The 20,443-nt window shown below is 75.4% G+C and carries 17 protein-coding genes; 8 read left to right on the forward strand and 9 right to left on the reverse strand.

Annotation, left to right across the window (positions count from 1 at the left end; all coding sequences use genetic code 11):
• Positions 1-28: 28 nt before the first annotated feature.
• Positions 29-1,042: a siderophore ABC transporter substrate-binding protein gene (locus KC207_RS15600; protein WP_211604248.1), complete on the reverse strand. Its 1,014-nt coding sequence runs from the start codon at positions 1,040-1,042 to the stop codon at positions 29-31.
• Between the two features lie 64 nt (positions 1,043-1,106).
• Positions 1,107-1,898, reverse strand: a complete 792-nt coding sequence (locus KC207_RS15605) for a siderophore-interacting protein (RefSeq protein WP_211604249.1) — start codon at positions 1,896-1,898, stop codon at positions 1,107-1,109.
• A gap of 136 nt (positions 1,899-2,034) precedes the next feature.
• On the opposite strand from KC207_RS15605, the gene KC207_RS15610 reads away from it, so the two are divergent.
• Both KC207_RS15610 and KC207_RS15615 read left to right on the forward strand, forming a co-directional pair.
• Positions 2,035-2,943, forward strand: coding sequence for a LysR family transcriptional regulator (locus KC207_RS15610; protein ID WP_211604250.1), 909 nt, complete (start codon positions 2,035-2,037; stop codon positions 2,941-2,943).
• A 55-nt stretch (positions 2,944-2,998) separates the two neighbouring features.
• Positions 2,999-4,153, forward strand: coding sequence for a TDT family transporter (locus tag KC207_RS15615; RefSeq protein WP_249138796.1), 1,155 nt, complete (start codon positions 2,999-3,001; stop codon positions 4,151-4,153).
• Here KC207_RS15615 and KC207_RS15620 read toward each other — a convergent pair.
• Positions 4,069-5,742 carry an FAD-binding dehydrogenase gene (locus KC207_RS15620; RefSeq protein ID WP_211604251.1) on the reverse strand — a complete coding sequence of 558 codons (1,674 nt, stop codon included), beginning with the start codon at positions 5,740-5,742 and terminating at the stop codon, positions 4,069-4,071. The two genes, KC207_RS15615 and KC207_RS15620, sit on opposite strands and share 85 nt — an antisense overlap.
• Positions 5,743-5,917: 175 nt before the next feature.
• Between KC207_RS15620 and KC207_RS15625 the strand changes: the two genes are divergently transcribed.
• The 4 genes from KC207_RS15625 to KC207_RS15640 are packed head-to-tail and all read left to right on the forward strand — an operon-like array spanning position 5,918 to position 10,307.
• Positions 5,918-7,201: an Nramp family divalent metal transporter gene (locus KC207_RS15625; protein ID WP_211604252.1), complete on the forward strand. Its 1,284-nt coding sequence runs from the start codon at positions 5,918-5,920 to the stop codon at positions 7,199-7,201.
• A 60-nt stretch (positions 7,202-7,261) separates the two neighbouring features.
• Positions 7,262-7,930 (forward strand): response regulator transcription factor, encoded by a 669-nt coding sequence (locus tag KC207_RS15630; protein ID WP_211604253.1) that lies wholly within the window; start codon positions 7,262-7,264, stop codon positions 7,928-7,930.
• Positions 7,930-9,339, forward strand: a complete 1,410-nt coding sequence (locus KC207_RS15635) for a HAMP domain-containing sensor histidine kinase (RefSeq protein WP_211604254.1) — start codon at positions 7,930-7,932, stop codon at positions 9,337-9,339. Before KC207_RS15630 ends, KC207_RS15635 begins: the two co-directional genes overlap by 1 nt.
• The gene (locus KC207_RS15640) at positions 9,336-10,307 is read left to right on the forward strand and encodes a TAXI family TRAP transporter solute-binding subunit (protein ID WP_211604255.1); all 972 of its coding nucleotides are present in this window, start codon (positions 9,336-9,338) and stop codon (positions 10,305-10,307) included. The genes KC207_RS15635 and KC207_RS15640 overlap by 4 nt, the downstream gene beginning before the upstream one ends.
• Here the strand turns inward: KC207_RS15640 and KC207_RS15645 are convergent.
• Positions 10,251-10,979 (reverse strand): HAD family hydrolase, encoded by a 729-nt coding sequence (locus tag KC207_RS15645; RefSeq protein WP_211604256.1) that lies wholly within the window; start codon positions 10,977-10,979, stop codon positions 10,251-10,253. The two genes, KC207_RS15640 and KC207_RS15645, sit on opposite strands and share 57 nt — an antisense overlap.
• Before the next feature lie 38 nt (positions 10,980-11,017).
• Here KC207_RS15645 and KC207_RS15650 point away from each other — a divergent pair, with 38 nt between their 5' ends.
• Together KC207_RS15650 and KC207_RS15655 are read left to right on the forward strand one after the other, a co-directional pair.
• Positions 11,018-13,123, forward strand: a complete 2,106-nt coding sequence (locus KC207_RS15650) for a DUF998 domain-containing protein (RefSeq protein ID WP_211604257.1) — start codon at positions 11,018-11,020, stop codon at positions 13,121-13,123.
• A 202-nt stretch (positions 13,124-13,325) separates the two neighbouring features.
• Positions 13,326-14,486 carry a S1 family peptidase gene (locus KC207_RS15655; protein WP_211604258.1) on the forward strand — a complete coding sequence of 387 codons (1,161 nt, stop codon included), beginning with the start codon at positions 13,326-13,328 and terminating at the stop codon, positions 14,484-14,486.
• Positions 14,487-14,923: 437 nt separating this feature from the next.
• Here the strand turns inward: KC207_RS15655 and KC207_RS15660 are convergent, their stop codons facing one another.
• From KC207_RS15660 to KC207_RS15680, 5 genes are all read right to left on the reverse strand, one after another.
• Complete coding sequence (locus KC207_RS15660; protein WP_211604259.1) at positions 14,924-15,823, reverse strand: ferredoxin family protein; 900 nt, start codon at positions 15,821-15,823, stop codon at positions 14,924-14,926.
• Positions 15,824-15,873: 50 nt separating this feature from the next.
• Positions 15,874-17,151 carry a sugar ABC transporter permease gene (locus KC207_RS15665; protein WP_367616055.1) on the reverse strand — a complete coding sequence of 426 codons (1,278 nt, stop codon included), beginning with the start codon at positions 17,149-17,151 and terminating at the stop codon, positions 15,874-15,876.
• The gene (locus tag KC207_RS15670) at positions 17,148-17,909 is read right to left on the reverse strand and encodes an ATP-binding cassette domain-containing protein (RefSeq protein ID WP_211604313.1); all 762 of its coding nucleotides are present in this window, start codon (positions 17,907-17,909) and stop codon (positions 17,148-17,150) included. The genes KC207_RS15665 and KC207_RS15670 overlap by 4 nt, the downstream gene beginning before the upstream one ends.
• Positions 17,910-17,976: 67 nt before the next feature.
• Positions 17,977-19,065 (reverse strand): substrate-binding domain-containing protein, encoded by a 1,089-nt coding sequence (locus KC207_RS15675; RefSeq protein WP_211604260.1) that lies wholly within the window; start codon positions 19,063-19,065, stop codon positions 17,977-17,979.
• A gap of 115 nt (positions 19,066-19,180) precedes the next feature.
• Positions 19,181-20,323: an ROK family transcriptional regulator gene (locus KC207_RS15680; protein ID WP_211604261.1), complete on the reverse strand. Its 1,143-nt coding sequence runs from the start codon at positions 20,321-20,323 to the stop codon at positions 19,181-19,183.
• Between the last annotated feature and the right edge of the window lie 120 nt (positions 20,324-20,443).

A 20,443-nucleotide genomic window follows, 5' to 3' on the forward strand; every position in this document is an offset into this window, starting at 1 on the left:
GGGTCCGCGGGCGCGGGCGCGGTGACGGTCAGAGCGAGCCCCGCACGTCCGCCGCCATCTGCAGCCAGGAGCCCGGGGCGCTCGTCGCGAGGTACCAGGCGAAGCCGTCGATCTCGACGACCCGGTCCTCCTGCGCGGCCGTCGTCGAGTCGGCGAGGCCGCCCTCGAGGACGTCGAGGGCCGGCGTGGCGTCCTGCCCGATGGCCTTGGCGCGGTCGAGGACGAAGAGGACGTCGGGGTCGTACTCGACGAAGAACTCCTGGCTGATCTCCTCGCCGTGGCCGCCGTCGCCGTCGAGCGGCGCGTCCGTCGGGTCGTACCCGAAGTCGGCGAAGACGGTGCCGAAGCGCGACCCGGGGCCGTAGGCGCTCACGGTGCCGTCGCTCACCTGCACGACCATGGCGGTGCGCCCGGTGGCCCGGACCTCCTCGCGGACCGCCGCGACCTCGGCCTCCACGTCGTCCATGAGCGCGCTCGCCTCCGCGTCGATGCCGAAGACGGCGCCGAGCGCCTCGACCCGCTCCCGGGTCTCGGCGAGGATCTCGGCGGGGTCGGTGGCGCGGACCGACATGTCGAGGACCGCGGGGGCGAACCGCTCGAACTCGGCGACCACCTCCGGGGTGCCGCTGCGGCTGCCGACGATCACGAGGTCGGGCTCCATCGCGGCGATCGCCTCGTAGTCCGGCTCGAAGACGTCCCCGACCTTCGGGACCTCCTCGCCCTCGTACACCGCGAGGTCCTCGGGGAGCGTGCTGTTCGGCGTCGGGACGGCGTCCGCCTCGATGCCGAGGTCGGCGAGGGTGCGGATGACGCTCCAGTCGGTCGCGACGACGACCTCCGGCTCGGTGGCGACCTCGACGGTCCGGTCCTGGGAGTCGGTGACGCTCACCGTCGTCGGGGCTCCGTCACCGGACGCGGTGTCGGCGGACGCGGCGTCACCCCCGGACGCGCTGCCGCCGCAGCCCGCGAGGGCGAGGGCGGCCGCGGCGAGGAGGCCGGCGGGGGCGGTGCGTCGTAGGACGCGGGGACGGGTGGTGGGCATGGGGGAGCCTTTCGGTGGGTGGGTCCGGTCGCCGGGGCGACGCGGGGGGTCGGGTGGGGACGGGTCAGGACTCGAGCGGCGCGTGGTGGTCGCGGCCGGCGACGCCGTGGCGCCAGTAGCCGTGCACCTCGAGGGCGTCCGGGGCCACCCCGAGGTCCTTGGCGGCGCGACGCACGGCGAGCATCGAGCCCGCCTCGCCCGCCGCCCACACGAGGTCGTCGGGGCCGGGACGGAGGTCCGCGAGGTGCCGGGCCAGCCCGGCGCCGTCGGTCCCGGCGACCCAGGTGACCCGGGCGTCCCCGCGGGCCGGCAGCGGGACGGCGGCCGTCGCGGGGTCCTCGACCTCGACGGCGACGTCGACGAGGGCCCCGGCGGGCGCCTCCTCGAGCCACCGGGCCGCGACGGGCAGGGCGGACTCGTCGAGGAGGCAGAGGTACCGGGCCCGGTCGCCGGGCATGACGACGGACCCGCGCGGCCCGAGCACCCCGACCGGGGTCCCCGGCGCTGCGGCGGCGGCCCAGGTGCTCGCGGCCCCCTCGCCGTGCAGGACGACGTCGACGACGACGTGCCGCTCGTCCGGGACGGCCCGGACGGTGTAGTCGCGCAGGACCGGTCGCGGCGCCCCCGGCTCGGCATCGGTCCCCGGCCGGGGCAGGACGAGGTCGCCCGTCACGGGGTGCGGCAGCGCCAGCTTGACGTGGTCGCCGACGGCGAGCGGGACGAAGGGGACCGCGGCGGCGTCGGCAGCGAGCGCGAGGGTGAGTCGGCGCAGCCGAGGGCCGAGGTCCTCGACGACGGAGACCTCGGCACGACGGACGTGCAGGTCGTGGCGGACGCGGGTGGCGGTGGCGGACAAGGGTCCTCCTCGGGTGCAGCGGTCGTGTCGGTGACTGAGGTTAGCCTTACCTAACCACACGCTCGCACGGGGGGTCCACCGACCGAGACGGGACACCCGCCGCTCCTCGGACCGCCGTCGGCCCTACCGTGAGGGCGTGCACCTCGACGTCGTCTCGCTCCGGCTCCTCGCCGACGTGGCCCGGCTCGGGAGCATCGGGGCGGCCGGGCGGGCCGCCGGGATGAGCCAGCAGTCGGCGTCCGAGCGGCTGCGCGCCCTCGAGCGCGACGTCGGAGCCGGCCTGCTCGCCCGCAGCCCCCGCGGCGCGCGGTTGTCCCCCACGGGCCGGCTCGTCGTCGAGTGGTCCACGGGCCTGCTCGAGGAGGTGACCGCGCTCGAGGGGGCGCTGCAGAGCCTGCGCGAGGACCGCAGCCGCGAGCTGCGGGTGTGGGCCTCGCTGACGATCGCGGAGACGGTCCTCCCCGGGTTGCTCGTGCGCGCCCGCCGCGAGCTGCCCGGCCGCCTGGCCCTGCACACCGCCAACTCCGACGCCGTCGCCGCGGCGGTCCGGGACGGCGGGGCCGACCTCGGGTTCGTCGAGGGCCCGGTCGACCGCGGCGGCCTCTCGGCGCGCGACGTCGGCGAGGACGAGCTCGTCGTCGTCGCCTCCCCCGAGGACCCGTGGGCCGGCCGTCGCGCGGCCCTCGGACCGGCCACCCTCGCGGGCCGCCCGCTCACCGTCCGGGAGCGGGGCTCGGGCACCCGGCGGGTCTGGGAGCAGGCGCTGCTCGCCGCGGGCACCCCCGGCGCCCCGCCGGAGGTCGAGCTCGACACGACGGCGGCCCTGCTCGCCTCGGTGGCCGGGGGCGGTCCTCCCGGCGTCGTGAGCCGCCGCGCCGCCGCGGCCGCCCTCCGGGTCGGGACCCTCGTCGAGGTGCGGACGACCGGGATCGACACCCGACGGACCTTCACCGCACTGTGGGTCGGCGGGGCGACCCCGCCCGCCGGGCCCGCCCACGACCTCGTCGCCCTCGTCGCCGCCGCGGGTCACAGCCGGATCCTGTGACCCGACAGGGCCGGGCCGGCTACCGCGCGGGCGCCCGAGGCCGCACGCTCGAGGGGTGAGCCACCCCGTCCCGACGCTGCCCCCGGCCGGACCGCCCTGGTACCCGGCCGTCATGGGGACCGGCATCCTCGCGACGCTGCTCCAGCTGCACGCCGGGGGCCCGTGGGGGGTGCTGCACGCGGCCGCCGTCGCGGTGCTGGCGCTCGCCTGGGCGGTCCTCGCGGGGCTCACCGCCGCCTTCGCCGTCCGCGTCGCCGGCGACCCGGGCCTCCTGCGGCGGACGTGGACCGATCTCGCCGTCCTGCCGTTCTGGGGCACCGTCGCGATGGGCCTGCTCGCCGTCGGCGCCGCGACCCGGACGGTCCTGCCGGCCGCCGCGCCGGGGACGCTGCCGGCCGCCGTCGTGGTCGACGGCGTGCTGTGGACCGCCGGGACGCTCCTCGGGCTCGGCACCGCCTTCGGCTTCGGTGCCGTCCTGCTGAGGACCCGCGACCACGCGCCGACCCTCGTCCACGGCCTGCCGATCGTCCCGCCGATGGTCTCGGCCACGACGGGCGCCGGCCTCGTGGCCGACGTCGGAGCGCCGGCCGGCCGGTTCCTCCTGGTCCTCGTGACGTCGGCCTGCTTCGCCGTCTCGCTCGTCCTCGGGCTCCTCGTCTTCGCGCGGGCCTACCACCACCACTGGCGGGTCGCTCCCGTCCCGCTCGCCGCGGCCGCCTCGACCTGGATCCCGCTCGGCATCGTCGGGCAGTCCACGGCCGCCGCCCAGGGGATCGCCGGAGCCGCGTCGGGCCTGCTCGCGTCGGACGCCGCGGCCACGGCCCGGGACGTCGCCGTCGGCTACGGGCTCGTCGTCCTCGGGCTCGGGGCCCCGCTCGTGGGCTGGGCGGTCGTCGTCACGGTGCGCGGGTTCGTCGGCCGGATGCCCTTCGGGCCCGGCTGGTGGGCGCTCACGTTCCCGGTCGGCACCCTCTCCCTCGGTGCGCACGCCCTCGGCGGGGCGACGGGCTCCCCGGTGCTGCTCGTCCTCGGCGGCGTCCTCCTCGCGGTGCTCTGCGGCACGTGGACGCTGTGCGCGACGGCGTCGCTGCGGGCCCTCGTGCGCGCGGGGACGGGCAACCGGGGTCAGAGCGCCGCCGAGAGCCCCCGCGCCGCCTGGCGCCCGGTGAAGAGGCAGCCCCCGACGAAGGTGCCCTCGAGCGCCCGGTAGCCGTGCACCCCGCCGCCGCCGAACCCGGCGGCCTCCCCCGCCGCGTACAGCCCCGGGACGGGTGACCCGTCGGCGCCGACGACCCGGCCCGACAGGTCGGTGCACAGCCCGCCGAGGGACTTGCGGGACAGCACCCGCAGCCGGACCGCGACGAGCGGCCCGTGCGCCGGGTCGAGGATCCGCCCGGGCGGGAAGGCCCGCTTCGTGAGCCGGTCGCCGCGGTAGCCCCGGGCGACCCGGATCGCGGCGACCTGGGCGTCCTTGGTGAAGGGGTTGTCGACCTGGCGGTCGCGCTCGACGACCTGGCGCTCGAGGTGGGCGGGGTCGAGGGGGAAGTCGGGCTCGAGGTCGTTCATCCGGCCGACGAGCCCGCCGATCGTGTCCGCCGTCAGCCAGTCCTCCCCGTGGTCGAGGAACGCCTGGACCGGCGGCTGGACGGGGGTCACCGGCCGGCGCAGGACGTCGCGGTACCGGCGTCCGGTGAGGTCGGGGTTCTGCTCCGAGCCGGACAGCGCGAACTCCTTGCCCGCCATCGACCGGTTGAGGACGAACCACGAGTGGTCGGCACCGGTCCGTCGGAGGTGCCCGAGCGTGCCGAGGGTGTCGAAGCCGGGGAGGAACGGGCTCGGCAGGCGGTCGCCGTGGGCGTCGAACCACAGGGCGCTCGGGCCGGGCAGGATCCGGATCGCGTGCCCCGGCCACACCGGGTCCCAGTTGCGGACACCCTCGACGTAGTGCCACATCCGGTCCCGGTTGACCACCCGGGCCCCGGCGTCCTCGGAGATGCCGAGCATGCGGCCGTCGACGTAGGCGGGGACGCCCGTGAGCATCGTGTCCGGTGCGCTGCCGAGCCGCTCCGGCCAGGCCCGGCGGACCAGGTCGTGGTCCCCGCCGATCCCGCCGGACGCGACGAGCACGGCGGCCGCCCCGAGCTCGAACTCGGCCTCGACCTCACGGCTGCTCGCCACCCCGCGGGGCGCGGGGTCCGGCACCAGCCGCGACCCCCGCACCCCGGTCACCGCGCCACCGCTCGTCACGAGGGCGTCGACCCGGTGCCGCGGCCGGTACACGACTCGGCCGGCGGCCATGTGCTCGCGCAGCCGCCGCTCGAAGGGGTCGACGAGGCCGGTCCCCGTGCCCCACGGGATGTGGAAGCGGGGGACGGAGTTGCCGTGCCCGCCGCTCGTGCCGTCACCGCGCTCGGCCCACCCGACGACCGGGAAGAAGGAGACCCCCCGCTCGCGCAGCCACGACCGCTTCTCCCCCGCGGCCCACTCGACGTAGGACCGCGCCCACTCCCGGCCCCAGTGGTCCTCCCCCGGCGCGCCGTCGTCCGCGGTCAGCCGGTCCCAGCCGGCGCTGCCCTGCCAGTCCTGCCACGCGAGGTCGAGCGAGTCGCGCACCCCGAGCCGGCGCTGCTCCGGGGTGTCGACGAGGAAGAGTCCGCCGAAGGACCACCACGCCTGGCCACCGAGGTTCGCCTCGGACTCCTGGTCGAGCAGGACGACCGCCCGCCCCGCCTCGGCGAGCTCGCAGGTGGCGACGAGGCCGGCGAGCCCGGCCCCCACGACGACGACGTCGGCATCCATGGCGCCACGATAGGCACTGCGGCACCGCCCCCGGGAGGGCCGGCGCCGCCGAGTCTTTGGATCACGTAAGGATCGCCCGCCCCACGGGGCCCGGCCCTGGCGCCGCGCCGCGCCGCGTCGCCATGCTGCACGGGATCGCCGCAGCGACGCGGCGACGGATCGAAGGAGATCGGCGATGGCCACGAGCGCGAGCGAGACGACGTCCGACGGGACGGACGCGAGCGAACCGAGGTTCCGGCTCGTCGGACCGGGGCTCATCGTCGCCGCCACGGGCGTCGGCGCCGCCGACCTCGTCGCGACGATGGTCGCCGGCAGCCGTTACGGCTACGCCCTGCTGTGGGCCGTCGTCCTCGGCTGCGTCATGAAGGTCGTCCTCGTCGAGGGCGCCGGGCGGTACTCGCTCGCGACCGGGCGCACGATCTTCGAGGGCTGGCAGTCCCTCGGTCGGTGGACCACCTGGTACTTCGGTCCGTACATCGTGGTCTGGGGGTTCGTCTACGGCGCGGCCGCGATGGCCGGCACCGGGCTCGCCCTCTACAGCCTCTTCCCCGTCATGGGGGTGACGGCCTGGGGCGTGCTGTCCGCCGTCCTCGGTCTCGCCGTCGTGTGGACCGGCCGCTACGTGCCCTTCGAGCGGGTGCTCAGCGGGCTCGTGCTCCTCATGTTCGTCACGATGGTCCTCGCCGCCGCCCTCACCGCGCCCAACCTCGGCGAGATCGTCACCGGCATCGTCCCGCTCCTTCCCGAGGGCTCGACGATCTACGTGCTGAGCCTCGCCGGCGGCGTCGGCGGCACGATCACCCTCGCGGCCTACGGGTACTGGGTCCGGGAGAAGGGGTGGCGCAGCCCGGCCGCGATGAGGGTCATGCGCCTCGACAACGCCACCGCGTACGTCGTCACCGGGCTCTTCGTCATCGCCACCCTCGTCGTCGGCGCGGAGCTGCTGTACTCCGCCGGCATCGCCGTCGAGAGCGGCGACGAGGGCCTCGTCCAGATCGGCGACGTCCTCGCCGAGCGCTACGGGCAGGCCGCCGGCACCGTCTTCGTCGTCGGCTTCTGGGCCGCCGCGATGAGCTCGCTCGTCGGCGTGTGGAACGGCGTGAGCCTGATGTTCGCCGACTTCGCCGGCGGGGTCCGCGGCCTCGCCCCCGACCACGCCGACCGCCTCGCCGGGGGTCGTTACTACAAGGCGTACATCCTGTGGCTGACCTTCCCGCCGGTCGTCCTCATGCTCCTCGGCCGGCCGGTCTACCTCATCCTCGCGTACGGCGTCCTCGGAGCCCTCTTCATGCCGTTCCTCGCCGTGACGCTGCTGTGGATCCTCAACAGCGACCGCGTCCCGCAGCGGTGGCGCAACAAGCCGGTGACCAACGTCCTGCTCGGGCTCTGCGCGGTCGCCTTCCTCGTCCTCGGCGCCAACGAGTTCGTCGGTGCCGTCCAGCGCGCCTTCGGCGGCTGACCCGGACCGGGAGCGGTCGCGCCGTGTGGGCCCCGGCGCGGCCGCTCCTATCCTGACCCCATGCGGATCATCGTCGTGGAGGACGACGACGGGGTGGCCGAGGCCCTCGTCGACACCCTCACCGACGCCGGCTGGGACTGCCGCCGCTGCGCCCGCGGGGACGACGGGCTGCGCGCGGTCCGCGACGCCGACCTCGTCCTCCTCGACCTCGGCCTGCCCGACATGGACGGTCTGGACTTCCTGCGCACCCTGCGCCGGGCGAGCGAGGTCCCGGTCCTCGTCCTCACCGCGCGCGACGGTGACGGCGCCCACGTGCTCGGCCTGCGCGCCGGGGCCGACGACTACCTCGTCAAGCCGGTCCGCGCCCCCGTCCTCGTCGCCCGGGTCCAGGCCCTCGCACGGCGGGCCCGGGTCGCGGCGCCGACGCCGGGCGCGGCTCCCGGCGTCCTCACCTGGGGCGGACTGCGCCTCGACGTCGCCGCCCGCACCGCCGTGCGCGACGGCACCCCGGTCGACCTCACGGCCACCGAGCTCGAGGTGCTCCTCTGCGTGGCCGAACGTCCGGGGGAAGCGGTCAGCCGCGAGACGGTCCACCTGCGGGTCTGGGGCGGACCGGACCCGGGGCGGTCGCGGTCGCTCGACTTCATCGTCGCCTCGCTGCGCCACAAGCTCGGGCCCGACCTGCCGCTGACGACGGTGCGCGGGTTCGGCTACCGCCTGGAGACCTGATGGAGCGCCGGGTCCGGCTCGTCGTCGCCGCGCTCCTCGTCCTCGCCGTCGGCAGCCTCGCCCTCCCCCTCGCCCTGGCCCTCGCCGACCGACGCACCGGCGACCTCGCCCTGGAGCGTCAGCGCCAGCTCACCGCCCTCGCCGAGGTCGCGGCCGGCCCGGCCGCCGCGCCCTCCGCCGCGCGCTACCACGCGGTGCACGGCGAGCCGGTCCTCGTCGTCGACGGACAGGGACGTCCCACCGGGACCGCCGGCCCCATCGGGACCGACGACCCCGCCGTCGCCGACGCCGTCCGCCTCGCGCTCGTCGACGACGCCTCCCGGCCGTTGCCGCGGGTGCTGCCCTGGACGAGCGAGGACCCCGTCGCCGCTGCGACGGCCACGGCGGACGGCGAGGTCGTGGGCGCCGCCGTGACCCGGGTCGACACCTCGTCCGCCGCGCGGTGGGTCGGGCTCGCCTGGGCGGTCATCCTCGCCGGGGCCGCCGGGCTCGGCGTCCTCGCGCTGCTCCTCACCCGGTGGGTCGCCCGCTGGGCGATGCGCCCGGTCCACGCGCTCGAGGACTCCGCCCGGGCGATGGCGCACGGCGACCGCGGGGGCGGGGTGCTCGCGGAGGGTCCGGCCGAGCTGCGCGAGCTCGTCACCGAGTTCAACCGGATGGCCGACGCCGTGCAGCGCTCGCTCGACGACCAGCGTCGCCTCGTCGCGGACGCCTCGCACCAGCTGCGTAACCCGCTCGCGGCCCTCCGGCTGCGGGCCGACGCGCTCGGGGGGTCCGTCGCCCCCTCCGGCGCCCGGACGCACGCCGCGCTCACCCGCGAGCTCGAGCGGCTGGAGAGCCTCCTCGACCGGCTGCTCGCCCTCGCCCGGGCACAGGAGGCGGCGGCCGCCCGACGCGCGGGCGGGCCCGGCAGGGGCGAGCCCGCCGGTCTCGGGGAGGTCGTCGCCGACCGCATCGAGGCGTGGGAGCCGCTCGGCGCCGCCGAGGGTGTCGGGCTCGTCGCCGGGCCGGTCGAGGACGTCGCGGTCGAGGCCCCCGGGGACGTCGCCCAGGTGCTCGACGTCCTCCTCGACAACGCCGTCCGGCACACCGGGACGGGCACGACGGTGACGGTGAGCGGCGGCGACGTCGGGGGGCACGTCGTCCTCACCGTCCGCGACGACGGGCCGGGGGTCCCCGACGGCGCGTGGGACCGGTTCTGGAGCGGGCCGCGCCGGCCCGGCGCGGTCGGCGGCAGCGGGCTCGGCCTCGCCATCGCCGACGAGGTGCTCCGCGCGCGGGGCGGCTCGGTCGTGCTGCGGCCAGGTCCGCACGGCGGCACCGAGGCGGTCGCCGACCTCGGCCCGCTCGACCCCCGGCCCGCCCACGGAACGGCCCACGGCACGGCCTCCCGCGAGGTCGGCCGGTGAGCGGGCGGGCCACGCCCGGCGCCGGCCGACGCGACGTCCTCCGCGGCCTCGCGGGCGCCGCGGGGGTCGGCACGCTGGCCGCGCTCACCGGCTGCGCGGACGACCGTCCCCGCCGGCTCGTCGTCGCGGCGGGCGACGAGCGGGGCATCTACATCGCCTTCGCCCGCCTGCTCGCCGACCGGGTGACGGCGAGCACCGGGATCGCCGTCGAGGTCGCGCGCACCGAGGGCAGCGTCGACAACGTCGAGCGGCTGCGGGCGGGGCGGGCCGACCTCGGGCTCGCCCTCGCGGACACCCTCGGCGACCCGCCACCGGACGGCGTCACGGCCGTCGCGCGCGTCTACGAGAACTACCTCCAGCTCGTCGTGCGGGCCGACGGGCCGGTGCGCCGGCTCGAGGACCTGCGCGGCCGGACCGTCTCGCTCGGGGCCGCGGGGTCCGGCGCGGCCGTCACCGGGGCCTCCCTGCTGCGGTCCGCCGACCTGCCCGTCGGCGACGGCGCGGAGCGGGTGCGGGTGACGTACGCAGGGCTCGCGACGGCGCTGGACCAGCTGCGCCGCCGGGACGTCGACGCCGTGCTGTGGTCCGGCGGCATCCCGACCCCGGCCGTCTCGGCCGCCGACGAGGCGACCCCGCTGCGGATGCTCGACCTCGCCGACCACGTCGAGCGGCTCGCCACCTCGTCCGGCTTCCCCTACGCCCCGCGACGGGTCCCGCCCGTCGGGTACGCCCCCGCCCAGGGGGACGCGGCCCGCACCGTCGGGGTGCCGAACCTGCTGCTGGCGCGGGCCGGTCTCGCCGACGACCTCGTCGCACCCGTCGTCGACGTCCTCGCCCGGCGGGCCGCCGTGCTCCTGCCCGACTACGTCCGCGGCCTGCAGTACCTCACGCCCGCGACGATGATCCAGACCTCACCCGTGCCGCTGCACCCCGGGGCGGTCGACGCGTACCGAGCGCTCCACGGCTGAGGTCCGCCACCGCAGGGCCGTGAGGTCGGGCAGGACGAGGTCCGCCTCGGCCCCGACCTCCTCCGCCGTCATCGTCGAGGTGAGCCCGACGAGCCCACGGCAGCGGGCCGCCCGTGCGGCCTGCAGCCCGGCGACCGCGTCCTCGACGACGAGGCACTCCCCGGGGTCCACCCCGAGCCGCCGCGCACCGAGCAGCCACGGGTCCGGGTGCGGCTTGCCCCGCGTCACGTCGGACGCCGTGACGACGACGGTCGGCCGCGGGAGGTCGGTGGCGGTGAGGCGGGCCTCGGCGAGGTCGTCCGTCGAGGACGTGACGATGGCCGTCGGCACCCCGGCCGCGCTCAGCCCGGCGAGCAGGTCGAGGGCGCCCGGCAGGACGACGATGTCGTCGACGTCGGTCCGCTCGATCTCACGGATCCGCGCGAACGCCTCGTCCAGCCGGTCCTCCGGCAGCAGCCGCGCGACGATGCCGCGGGCCGTCACCCCGTGGAAGCCGATGAGGCGCGCCGGGTCGACGTCGTACTCCTCGCACCCGCGTCCCCACGAGCGCTCGACCGCCGCGATCGAGTCGATCAGGGTGCCGTCCATGTCGAGCAGGACCCCTGCGAACGGGCGCGCGAACGGGTCCTCCCACGGGTCTGAGGGGGGTGACGCGGCGGGCTCGGGTGGCATGCGGTCCACCCTAGGGAGGGCCGCCTATCGTGGACGACATGGCTCGTCCCCCGGGTGCCCTGAGGACCGCGGTCGTCAGCGCGACCGTCGCGGCCGTGTCGCTCGTCGGCGGGTGGACGTGGGCGCAGAAGCTCGTCGGGACCGGGTTCGACCCCCGGGTGGAGTCGATCAGCGCGCTCGCGAGCCTGTCGACCCCGCACCGCTGGGTCATGACCTCGGCGCTCGTCGTCACCGGCCTCGCCCATTGCGTCACGGCGTGGGCGCTCGGCTCCGCCCGGTGGACCGGCCGGGCCGTCCTCGCCGCCGGCGGGGTCGCGACCGTCCTCGTCGCCCTCCTGCCGCTGCCCTCGCGCGGGGGGTCCTCGACCGCCCACCACGTCGTCGCGGCCGCCTCCTTCCTCCTCCTCGCGCTGTGGCCGGCGCTCGCGGCCCGCTCCGGTCCCGGACGCCTGCTGCGACCGGTCCCGGCCCGCGTCGGCGCCGGGGTCCTCACCCTCGCCGTCGCCTCCCTGCTCCTGCCCCTCGGTGGCTTCGGGCTGCACGAACGCGTCGTCGCCGCCCTCGTCGTCGTCTGGCCGCTGCTCACCGCGGTCTCGGTGTGGTGGGCGGCGGGGCACCGCATCGGGTCCGCGCGGGTGACGCACGTGCTCGCCGGGGTGCTCCTCGCCGCCGCGTGCGTCGTCGCGGGCGTCGCGGCGACGACCGTCTCCCCCGTCATGGCCGAGACCCGCAACTACCAGGCGGCGGTCACCCTCGACGGCGACCCGCGCCGTGCCGGGCAGATCGTCGCCGAGACGACCTTCGGGAACGTCGAGCTGTCCTTCACCGGGATCGCGCCGGGCGTGCGGGCGGTGCCCCAGGTCAAGGCGAGCATCTCCGACGTGCTCTCCCGCCCCCAGGCCGGGCTGTCCGCGCTGCGGCCCGGGCCGGCGGAGCTCGACGAGGCGATCCGGGACGCCGCCGCCAAGGTGCTCGGCCGGTTCGCCCTCGGGGGGGTCGTCGTCCTCGGGCTCGTCCTCGGGGCGTGGACGCTCGCCCGCCGACGCCGCCCGCCCCGGTGGCTCGTCACGGCCTCGGCCGGTGCCTGGCTCGCGGCGACGATCGGCACCTCGGCCGCCCTCTACACGACGTACCAGCCGGGGCGGCAGGGCACGTTCACGGCGACCGAGGTGCTCGGCACGCTCCAGCAGAACCAGGGGCTGCTCGACGACGTCGAGACCCGGGCCACCCAGGTCGCGCCGTACCTGCGCAACGTCCTCGCGCTCTCGACGGCGCTCCAGCAGCGGTACGCGGGCGACTCCCTCGAGCCCGACCCCGCCCTCAGGGTGCTCTTCGTGAGCGACATCCACGGGGCGAACCAGTACCCGCTCATGCGGACCGTCGTCGAGGACCAGAGCATCGACCTCGTCGTCGACAGCGGGGACCTCGTGAACTTCGGCACCGTCCAGGAGGCGCAGGCCTCCGACCTCTTCGCGGGCATCGAGTCCCTCGGCGTGCCGTACGTCTTCGTCAAGGGCAACCACGACGCGACGTCCTCGACCGACACGGCCCTGCTCGACCGGATGGCGGAGGTCCCGAACGTCCTCCTGCTCCAGGACGGCGAGGGCGACTACCAGCAGCTCGACGTCGGCGGCCTGACGATCGCCGGGTTCAACGACCCGCGCTGGTTCGGGGACCCGGGCACGGGGTCCAGGGTCGCGCAGGAGCCCGCGCGGGAGGCCTTCCAGCAGGCGTTCGCCGACCGGCCGGTCCCCGACGTCGTCGTGAGCCACGAGCCCTGGGCGCTCGAGGGCGTCGACGGGGGCGTGCTGCTCAACGGCCACATGCACACCTCGGACATCGAGGACAACCGGATCCAGGTCGGCACCTTCACCGGCGGCGGCCCGGTCGCGCACTTCCTCGCGAGCGAGGACGGGGAGGAGCTCGTCGGGCAGCCGTCGGCGTTCGACGTGCTGACCTTCGGCACGGACTGCCGGCTGTCCTCGCTCACGCAGTACACGCTCCAGGACGTCATCGAGGGGCGCCCGACGTACGACGACGTGTCGATCCGCAACGGCGACCGCATCGACACCCGCCCGGACGCCCCGGAGCGGCAGTGCGAGCCGGGGTCCGAGCCGGCCGTCGAGACCGTCCCCGCTCCGTAAACCGTTCACAGGGCGGACCTCGTGAACGGGTAAGGAGTTCCACCCGGACGGCAAGGACCTCGTCAGTTTTCCGTCAGAACGGTCGGTTCGGATTGCGCCGACGGCCCGCTCCTGAGGGGGTGGGGCGCGGATCGCACCCCGCGGTCCACCGCCGGCCCCACCCACCCGGGTCCGACGGGAGCACACGACAGGAGAACCGCTCATGAAGCACCGGATCCTGGCCGTCGGCATCGCCACCAGCGCCGTCGTCGCCGCCGCCTCCGCCTCCGCCTGGGCCGCCCCCACCGCGGTGTCCCCGCTGGAGGACCCCGCCAAGGTCGTCGCCACGTTCGTCGCCGAGCGCGACGGCATCAGCATGGCCGCCGCCGAGAAGAAGCTCGCCGCGAAGGACAAGGGCCAGAAGGCCTACGACGCGCTGCAGAAGGCCGGCGTGGCCGAGGACGGCGCGTACTTCGAGGGCACCGAGCTCGTCGTCCTCGTCGACACCCCCGCCGCCGCCCGGGCCGCCGAGGCCCGCGGCCTCGTCGCGAAGCAGGGTCTGGGGCAGAAGGACCTCGACGCCGTCGCCGAGCGGGCCGTCGAGGCCGCCGGCGGGACCGAGGCGCTCGTGTCGGTCGCCCCCGACCTCGCCGGCCAGCGCGTCGTCGCCACCGTGACCGACGCCGCGAGCCAGGACCTGCGCGCCGCCCTCGAGGGCGTCGACGGTGTCGAGGTCGAGACCGGCGAGTCGCTGTCGACCCAGGTCAACGTCTACCCGGGCCGGATCATGGACCTCGTCCCCGGCACGAACTGCTCGCTCGGCTTCCCGGGCTTCCGCGGGAGCGACAACGTCCTGCTCACCGCCGGCCACTGCGTCGAGGGCAACCCCGACGTCTACGACGCGAGCTTCACCCACATCGGGCGTGGCGTCGCCTCGCGCTTCCGCACCGGCTCGCCGAGCGTCGACATGGGCCTCATGGACATCGACTCCGAGGACACCGGCCAGCCGCTCGTCGACACCCGTGGCGGGCTCAGCGGCTACGTCCCGGTCAACGGCATCAGCAAGAACGCGGTCGGCTCGGACATCTGCAAGGCCGGCAACACGACGGGCTGGACCTGCGGCCAGATCCAGGGCTACAACGTCACCGTCAACTACGGCGGCACCGTGACCTCGGGCCTCGCCCGGGCGTCGGTCTGCACCGAGGGCGGTGACTCCGGTGGCGCGTACATCGGGTCGAACAACCTCGCCCAGGGCATGACCTCCGGTGGGCCGGTCGGCGTCGACTGCGGCTTCAACCAGGGCTACTCGGCTGGGAGCTACAGCTTCTACCAGCCGGTCGTCGACGCCGCGAACTACTACGGCGTCACGGTCAGCACCTACTGACCGCACGGCCCGGTCGGCGACGCGTCCCGCCGCCGACCGGGCGACCGGCGTCACCTGCCGGTGCTCGGACCCGACGGCCCGTCCTTCCTCCGGGGGCGGGCCGTCGCCCGTGTCCGGGGTCGTCGCGCGTCCCGGCGCCGTCTGTCCGGGCTCGCTGCGTCGGTGCCGCCGAGACATGCCGATCTCGCCGGATCCGGGCGTCAGGACACCGATGGTCGGCGAGGTCGGCATGTCTCGGAGAGGTCCTCCCCGTCGCGACGAGCTCGGCATGGGTCGGAGCGGTGTCCGGGTGCTCGGTCGGTGCGCGCTCGCCCGGTCGGTGCGCCATGGCCCACCGAGCGAGCGAGGTGACCGGGGGCCGGCGACGTCGCACCGACCCAGCGAGGTCGATGGGAGACGTGGGGCGGACGGGGCGTGCGGGACGACGCCGGCGGGCGTCAGGCGCTCGTGATCTCCGCGTGGTGCAGGACGGCGGGCTTGGCCGCGGCGCCACAGCTGAGCGGTGCATCGGTCTGCTCCTCGGGCCGCACGTCGACGACGACCCGTTCCGGCACCGGTCCGCCGCCGAGGATCTCGACCCGGGTGACGCCGCTCTCCGCGTCGGTCTCGACCCGGCCGGGCACCGCCTCGTCGAGCCCCGCGGGCCCGTACTCGGCGAGCACCCTCGCCTGCGCCGCCTGCACCGCCGGCTCCCAGCGGGTCACCCCGCGCAGGTGCCTCCCGTCGACCCGGCCGTCGAGGTGGGCCTCGACGAGGGCGGGCACGCCCGCCGTGTCGAGGTAGCCGTAGCAGGCCCCCTCGGGCAGGACGAGCATCGTCCCGGCGAACCGGTGCCCGCCGAGGTGGGTGCACTCCCACACCTCGTCCGGCCAGCGCCGGTCCAGGGCGGCGACGATGGGACGCCCGCGGACGGCGCAGCACGCGTCCCGGGTCCCCTGGGTGCACACGAGGAACATCGGGTCGGCGTCCTCGTCGCACGAGCTGAGCTCGACCCCGAGCGAGCGCGCCGCCGCGAGGAGGTCGTCGGCGGTCCGCCACGTCCCCCGCGTCCGACAGCCGCGGACGGTGTCGACGGCGAACCACTGCGGGGCCCCCGGGTCGAGCGCCCGACGGCCCTGGCGACGCACGAGCAGCGCGCGCCCGCCGAACGAGGCGCAGATCGCCTCGATCTCCTGACCGACCCGGCCCGCGAGCGGCGGGGTCTCGAGGGGCTGCTTGGCCCACGGCCCCTGGTGCTCGATGAGCAGCCACCGCGAGGCTACCGGTGCGGTGCCCCCGAGCGGCTCGCCGCGATGACGGGCCGCCGCGGAGCAACGGGACAGGTCGGTGAGAGCCACGGCCGCGATGCTACGCGCGCCCGGTCCCGCCGACCCGTCCCGCCCCCGCGTCAGGCGCGTCCGTGTGCAGCCCGGCTGCGGCGGCTCAGGCTGTCGATGACGACGGCGAGCAGCAGGACGGCCCCCGTGACGATGTACCGGATGTCCGCGGACACCGACAGCAGGGCGAGGCCGTTGCTGATCGAGTAGATGACGAGGATGCCGAGCAGCGCCGAGTACGCCGACCCCCGGCCGCCGAAGAGCGACGTCCCGCCGATGACGGCCGCCGCGATGGCGTTGAGGTTGGTGTCCGCGCCCCCGCTGCTCTGGTTCGCCGACGCGAGCCGCGCCGCGCCGAGGATCCCGCCGAGCGCCGCGAACGTCGAGCAGAGGACGAACACGCTGAGGAAGGTCCTCTTGACGTCGATCCCGGCGCGGCGGGCGGCCTCGACGTTGCCGCCGATGGCCAGGACCGAGCGGCCCCACGTCGTGCGCCGGATCGCGAGGTCCATGACGACGACGAGCGCGAGGAACAGGACGACCATCGTCGACAGCCCGCGGTCGTCGTTGAGGACGGCCACGACCACGACGAGGAGCACGCCCATGACCGCGGCCCGCACGGCGACCATCGTCACCGGCGTCGCGGACAGCCCGGCCGCCACCCGTCGCCGGTCGGTCCGCAGCCGCGAGGCGAGGTACACGACCGGGACGGCGACGGCGAGGACGTACGACAGCCACGCCGGCAGGTACATCTGCGAGGCGAACTGGACGATGGCGGACTCGAACGGCAGGTTGACCGTGCCGTCCGTCCCGAGCACCCGCAGCTGCAGGCCGAGGATGGCGAGCAGCCCGGCGAGGGTGATGACGAAGCTCGGCACCCCGAACCTGTTGAACAACAGGCCGTAGACGAGCCCGACGACCGCACCGGCCGCGAGGGCGAGGAGGACGGCCACCGCGATCGGCGCCCCCTGGTTGACGAAGAGGACGACGAGCACCGCCCCGGACAGCCCGTACATCGAGCCGATCGACAGGTCGATCTGGCCGAGGAGCAGCACGAGGACGACACCGAGGGCGAGGACGCCGGTCGGCACCATCTGGAGGCTGAGGTTGACGAGGTTGCGGCTGCTGATGAAGGCCGGGTTGAGGGCGTAGAAGACGCCCCAGATGATGACGAGACCGACGACGACCGGCAGCGAGCCGAGGTCACCGGACTTGACCCGCTCCCACGTGGCGCCCGCCCATCCGCGCAGGCCCTGCGCCGCGATGAGCCGCTCGTCCTGGAGGTCGGCGGGGACGACCGGGCCGGCCGGGACGGCGGTCGGGTCGGTGGGGGTCTGCGACGTGCTCACGACTGCTCCTCCTGCGGGGCCCGCCGGGCGGCGCGCGCGGTGACGGCGTTGGTCGTCGCGCCGGTGATGGCGGCGATGATCTCGGTGCTGCTCGTGTCGGCGACCCGGAAGACGCCGTTGTTGCGGCCGAGCCGCAGCACCGCGACCCGGTCGGCGACGGCCATGACGTCGGACATGTTGTGGCTGATGAGGATGACCCCGAGGCCCTTGTCGCGCAGCCGCTCGACGAGGTTGAGCACCTCCGCCGTCTGGGCGACGCCGAGGGCGGCGGTCGGCTCGTCGAGCATGACGACCTTCGGGTCGCCGAGCAGCGAGCGGGCGATGGCGACGGTCTGCCGCTGCCCGCCGGACAGGCTGGCGACGGGGATCCGCACGCTCGGGATCTTCGCGCTCAGCTCGCGGAGCAGGCGCCAGGACTCCTGCTCCATCGTCACCTCGTCGAGGGCCCCGCCGTGCTTGCGCTCGTTGCCGAGGAAGAGGTTGCCGACGACGTCGAGGTTGTCGCACAGCGCGAGGTCCTGGAAGACGGTCGCGATGCCCAGCGCCTGCGCCTCCGAGGGCGAGGTGATGGACACCGGGCTGCCGTCGAAGACGACGTTCCCGCCGTCCGGGGCGTACACCCCGGCGATGGTCTTCACGAGGGTGGACTTGCCGGCGCCGTTGTCGCCGACGAGCGCCACCACCTCCCCGGCGGCCACCTCGAAGTCGATGTCCTTGAGGGCCTGGACGGCGCCGAAGCGCTTGGACACACCGGTCATCGACAGGACGGGCGCCAGGGTGGTGGTGGTGCTCACGGTCGGCTCACTCCTTCGTGAGGGGTCGGGCTCAGGAGATGCCGAGCTCGGTGCAGGCGTCGGCGTACTCCGCGGTGCAGATCTCGTCGGCGGTGTAGAAGCCGTCGGCGATGATCGTGTCGGCGACGTTGTCGCGGGTGACGACGATCGGCTCGAGCAGCGTCGCGGGGACGCCCTCCTTGTCGGCGGAGGACTCGGGGGTCTCGCCGTTCGCGAGGGCGAGGGCGGCCTTCGCGGCGTCCTCGGCCTCGGGCTTGATCGCCTTGTAGATCGTCAGCGCCTGGTCGCCCGCGATGACCCGCTGGATGGCCGCGACCTCGGCGTCCTGGCCGGTGACCGGCGGGAGCGGGTCGACGCCGCCACCCTTGAGGGCCGCGATCGCGCCGCCCGCGGTGCCGTCGTTCGCCGCGTAGACGCCGACCAGACCGCTGCGGACCGAGCCGACCTGGCCCTCCATCCACGCCTGCGCCTTGTCCGGGCTCCAGTCGGGGGTGTCGTACTCGGCGGCGATCGTGTAGCCGCTCGTGTCGAAGACGCTGTGCGCGCCGGCCTTGAAGTCGGCGGCGTTGGCGTCGGTCGGGGAGCCGTTGATCATGACGATGTCGCCGCTGTCGTCACCCGCGGCCTGCATGGCCTCGACGAGGCCCTGGCCCTGCAGCTCGCCGACCTTGCGGTTGTCGAACGAGACGTAGTAGTCCGAGCCGGCGACGAACCGGTCGTACGCGACGACGGGGATGCCCTGCGACTTCGCGTTCTGGACGATGGAGACGGCCGACTCGCCGTCGACGGCGTCGAGGACGAGGACGTCGACACCCTGTGTCACGGCGGCCTCGGCCTGCTGCTGCTGCTTGGCGGCGTCCTGCTCGGCGTTGCTGTAGACGACCTCGCAGTCGGGGCACTCCGCCGCGACGGCCTCCTCGAAGAGCGGCTTGTCGAAGGCCTCGTAGCGGGCGGTCTTGTTCTCCGGGAGGAGCAGGGCGATCTTCTTCGCGTCGCCGGAGCCGGAGTCCGACCCCGCGTCGCTGCCGCCGGAGGAGTCGCTGCCGCAGGCGGCGAGGCCCGAGACGGTGATCCCGAGGGCCAGGGCCGCGCCGGCGAGCCGGGTGAACCGAGTGGTCATGTGTCTCTCCTGTGCCATGACGTCCGCAGCCCCAGTGGTGCGGTCCGTCGTGGATTCAACCGCCTTCACACCTTGACGTCAAGAGGTGAATTCAAGATGTGACGTCGACCCCCGGTCACCCCGTCGACAGCGCCGCCCGGTCGGCCTCGTCCCGCAGCTGCTCCGCGAGCACGAGACCCCCACGGACGTCCGCCTCGTCGGGCGGCAGCTCACCGACCCGGATCTCGACCGACGCGGCCGCGCTGGGGATGGCGCACCGCTCGACGGACTCGCGCACGGGTCCGAGCAGGAGGTCACCGAGCCGGGCCACCTGGCCGCCGATCGCGATGACCTCGGGGTTGAGCATCGTCACGACGCCCGCGAGCGCCACCCCGAGGTGCCGACCACTGTCCTGGAGCACCCGCCGGCAGCCGGGGTCCCCGTCGAGCGCACGGGTGATGACGTCCCGCAGGGTGAGGCCGCCGTGCGTCGGACGCAACGCCGCGAGCACCGGCGAGGCGCCGACGAAGGTGTCGAGGCAGCCCCGGTTGCCGCACCGGCAGACCGGGCCGTTCTCGTCGATCGTCACGTGCCCGATCTCGCCGGCGGTCCCCGCGCTGCCCCGGAACAGCTCGCCGCCGATGATCAGCCCCGCGCCCGCCCCGTACGACACCTTGACGAACATGCCCGTCGAAACTCCTTGCAGCGCACCGTGCTTGAACTCGCCGAGCGCCGCCAGGTTGGCCGTGTTGTCGAGCGCCACCGGCACCCGGACCGCGTCCGACATCGCGGCGGCGACGTCCGTCCCGCGCCAGCCGGGCAGGATGCCGTCGCTGCCGACGTGACCGGACACGGTGTCGATCGGGGCCGGCAGCCCGACGACGAGCGCGCGCAGCCCGGACATCTCCTGACCGGCGCCCTCGACGAGCTCGTGGACCAGCCGGGCGGCCCGGTCCGTGCCCTCGTCGGCGTGGTGGTCGGCGGGCAGCGGCATCCGCTTCTGGGCCACGACCTCGTCCGACGCGGCGGCGACCGCCACCCGCACGTCGCGGTCCCCGAACACCGCGGTCGCGAGCAGGCCGCGGGCCGTCGCGACCGAGACCTGGGTGGCGCGGCGGCCGTTGCGGATGCTCGGGCGCAGGAGCACCGCACCCGCCCCGTCCAGCTCCTTGACGAGGTTGGACACCGTCGCCGCGGACAGCCCGGTCGCCGTCGCGATCTCGACCTGGGTCATCGCGCCGTGCTCGCGGACGGCGTCGAGGACCCGCAGACGGTTCATCTCCCGAAGCGACGTCTGCGAGCCCGGCGCGGTCCCGGTTGGGTTCACGCGCCAAACATAAGACCTCACCGCCGCCGACGGAAGGAGGTCTCCACGATCCGCTCAGCGCTCGACGCGCGC

This window comes from Phycicoccus avicenniae, from assembly GCF_018139485.1.
Lineage (GTDB): Bacteria > Actinomycetota > Actinomycetes > Actinomycetales > Dermatophilaceae > Phycicoccus > Phycicoccus avicenniae.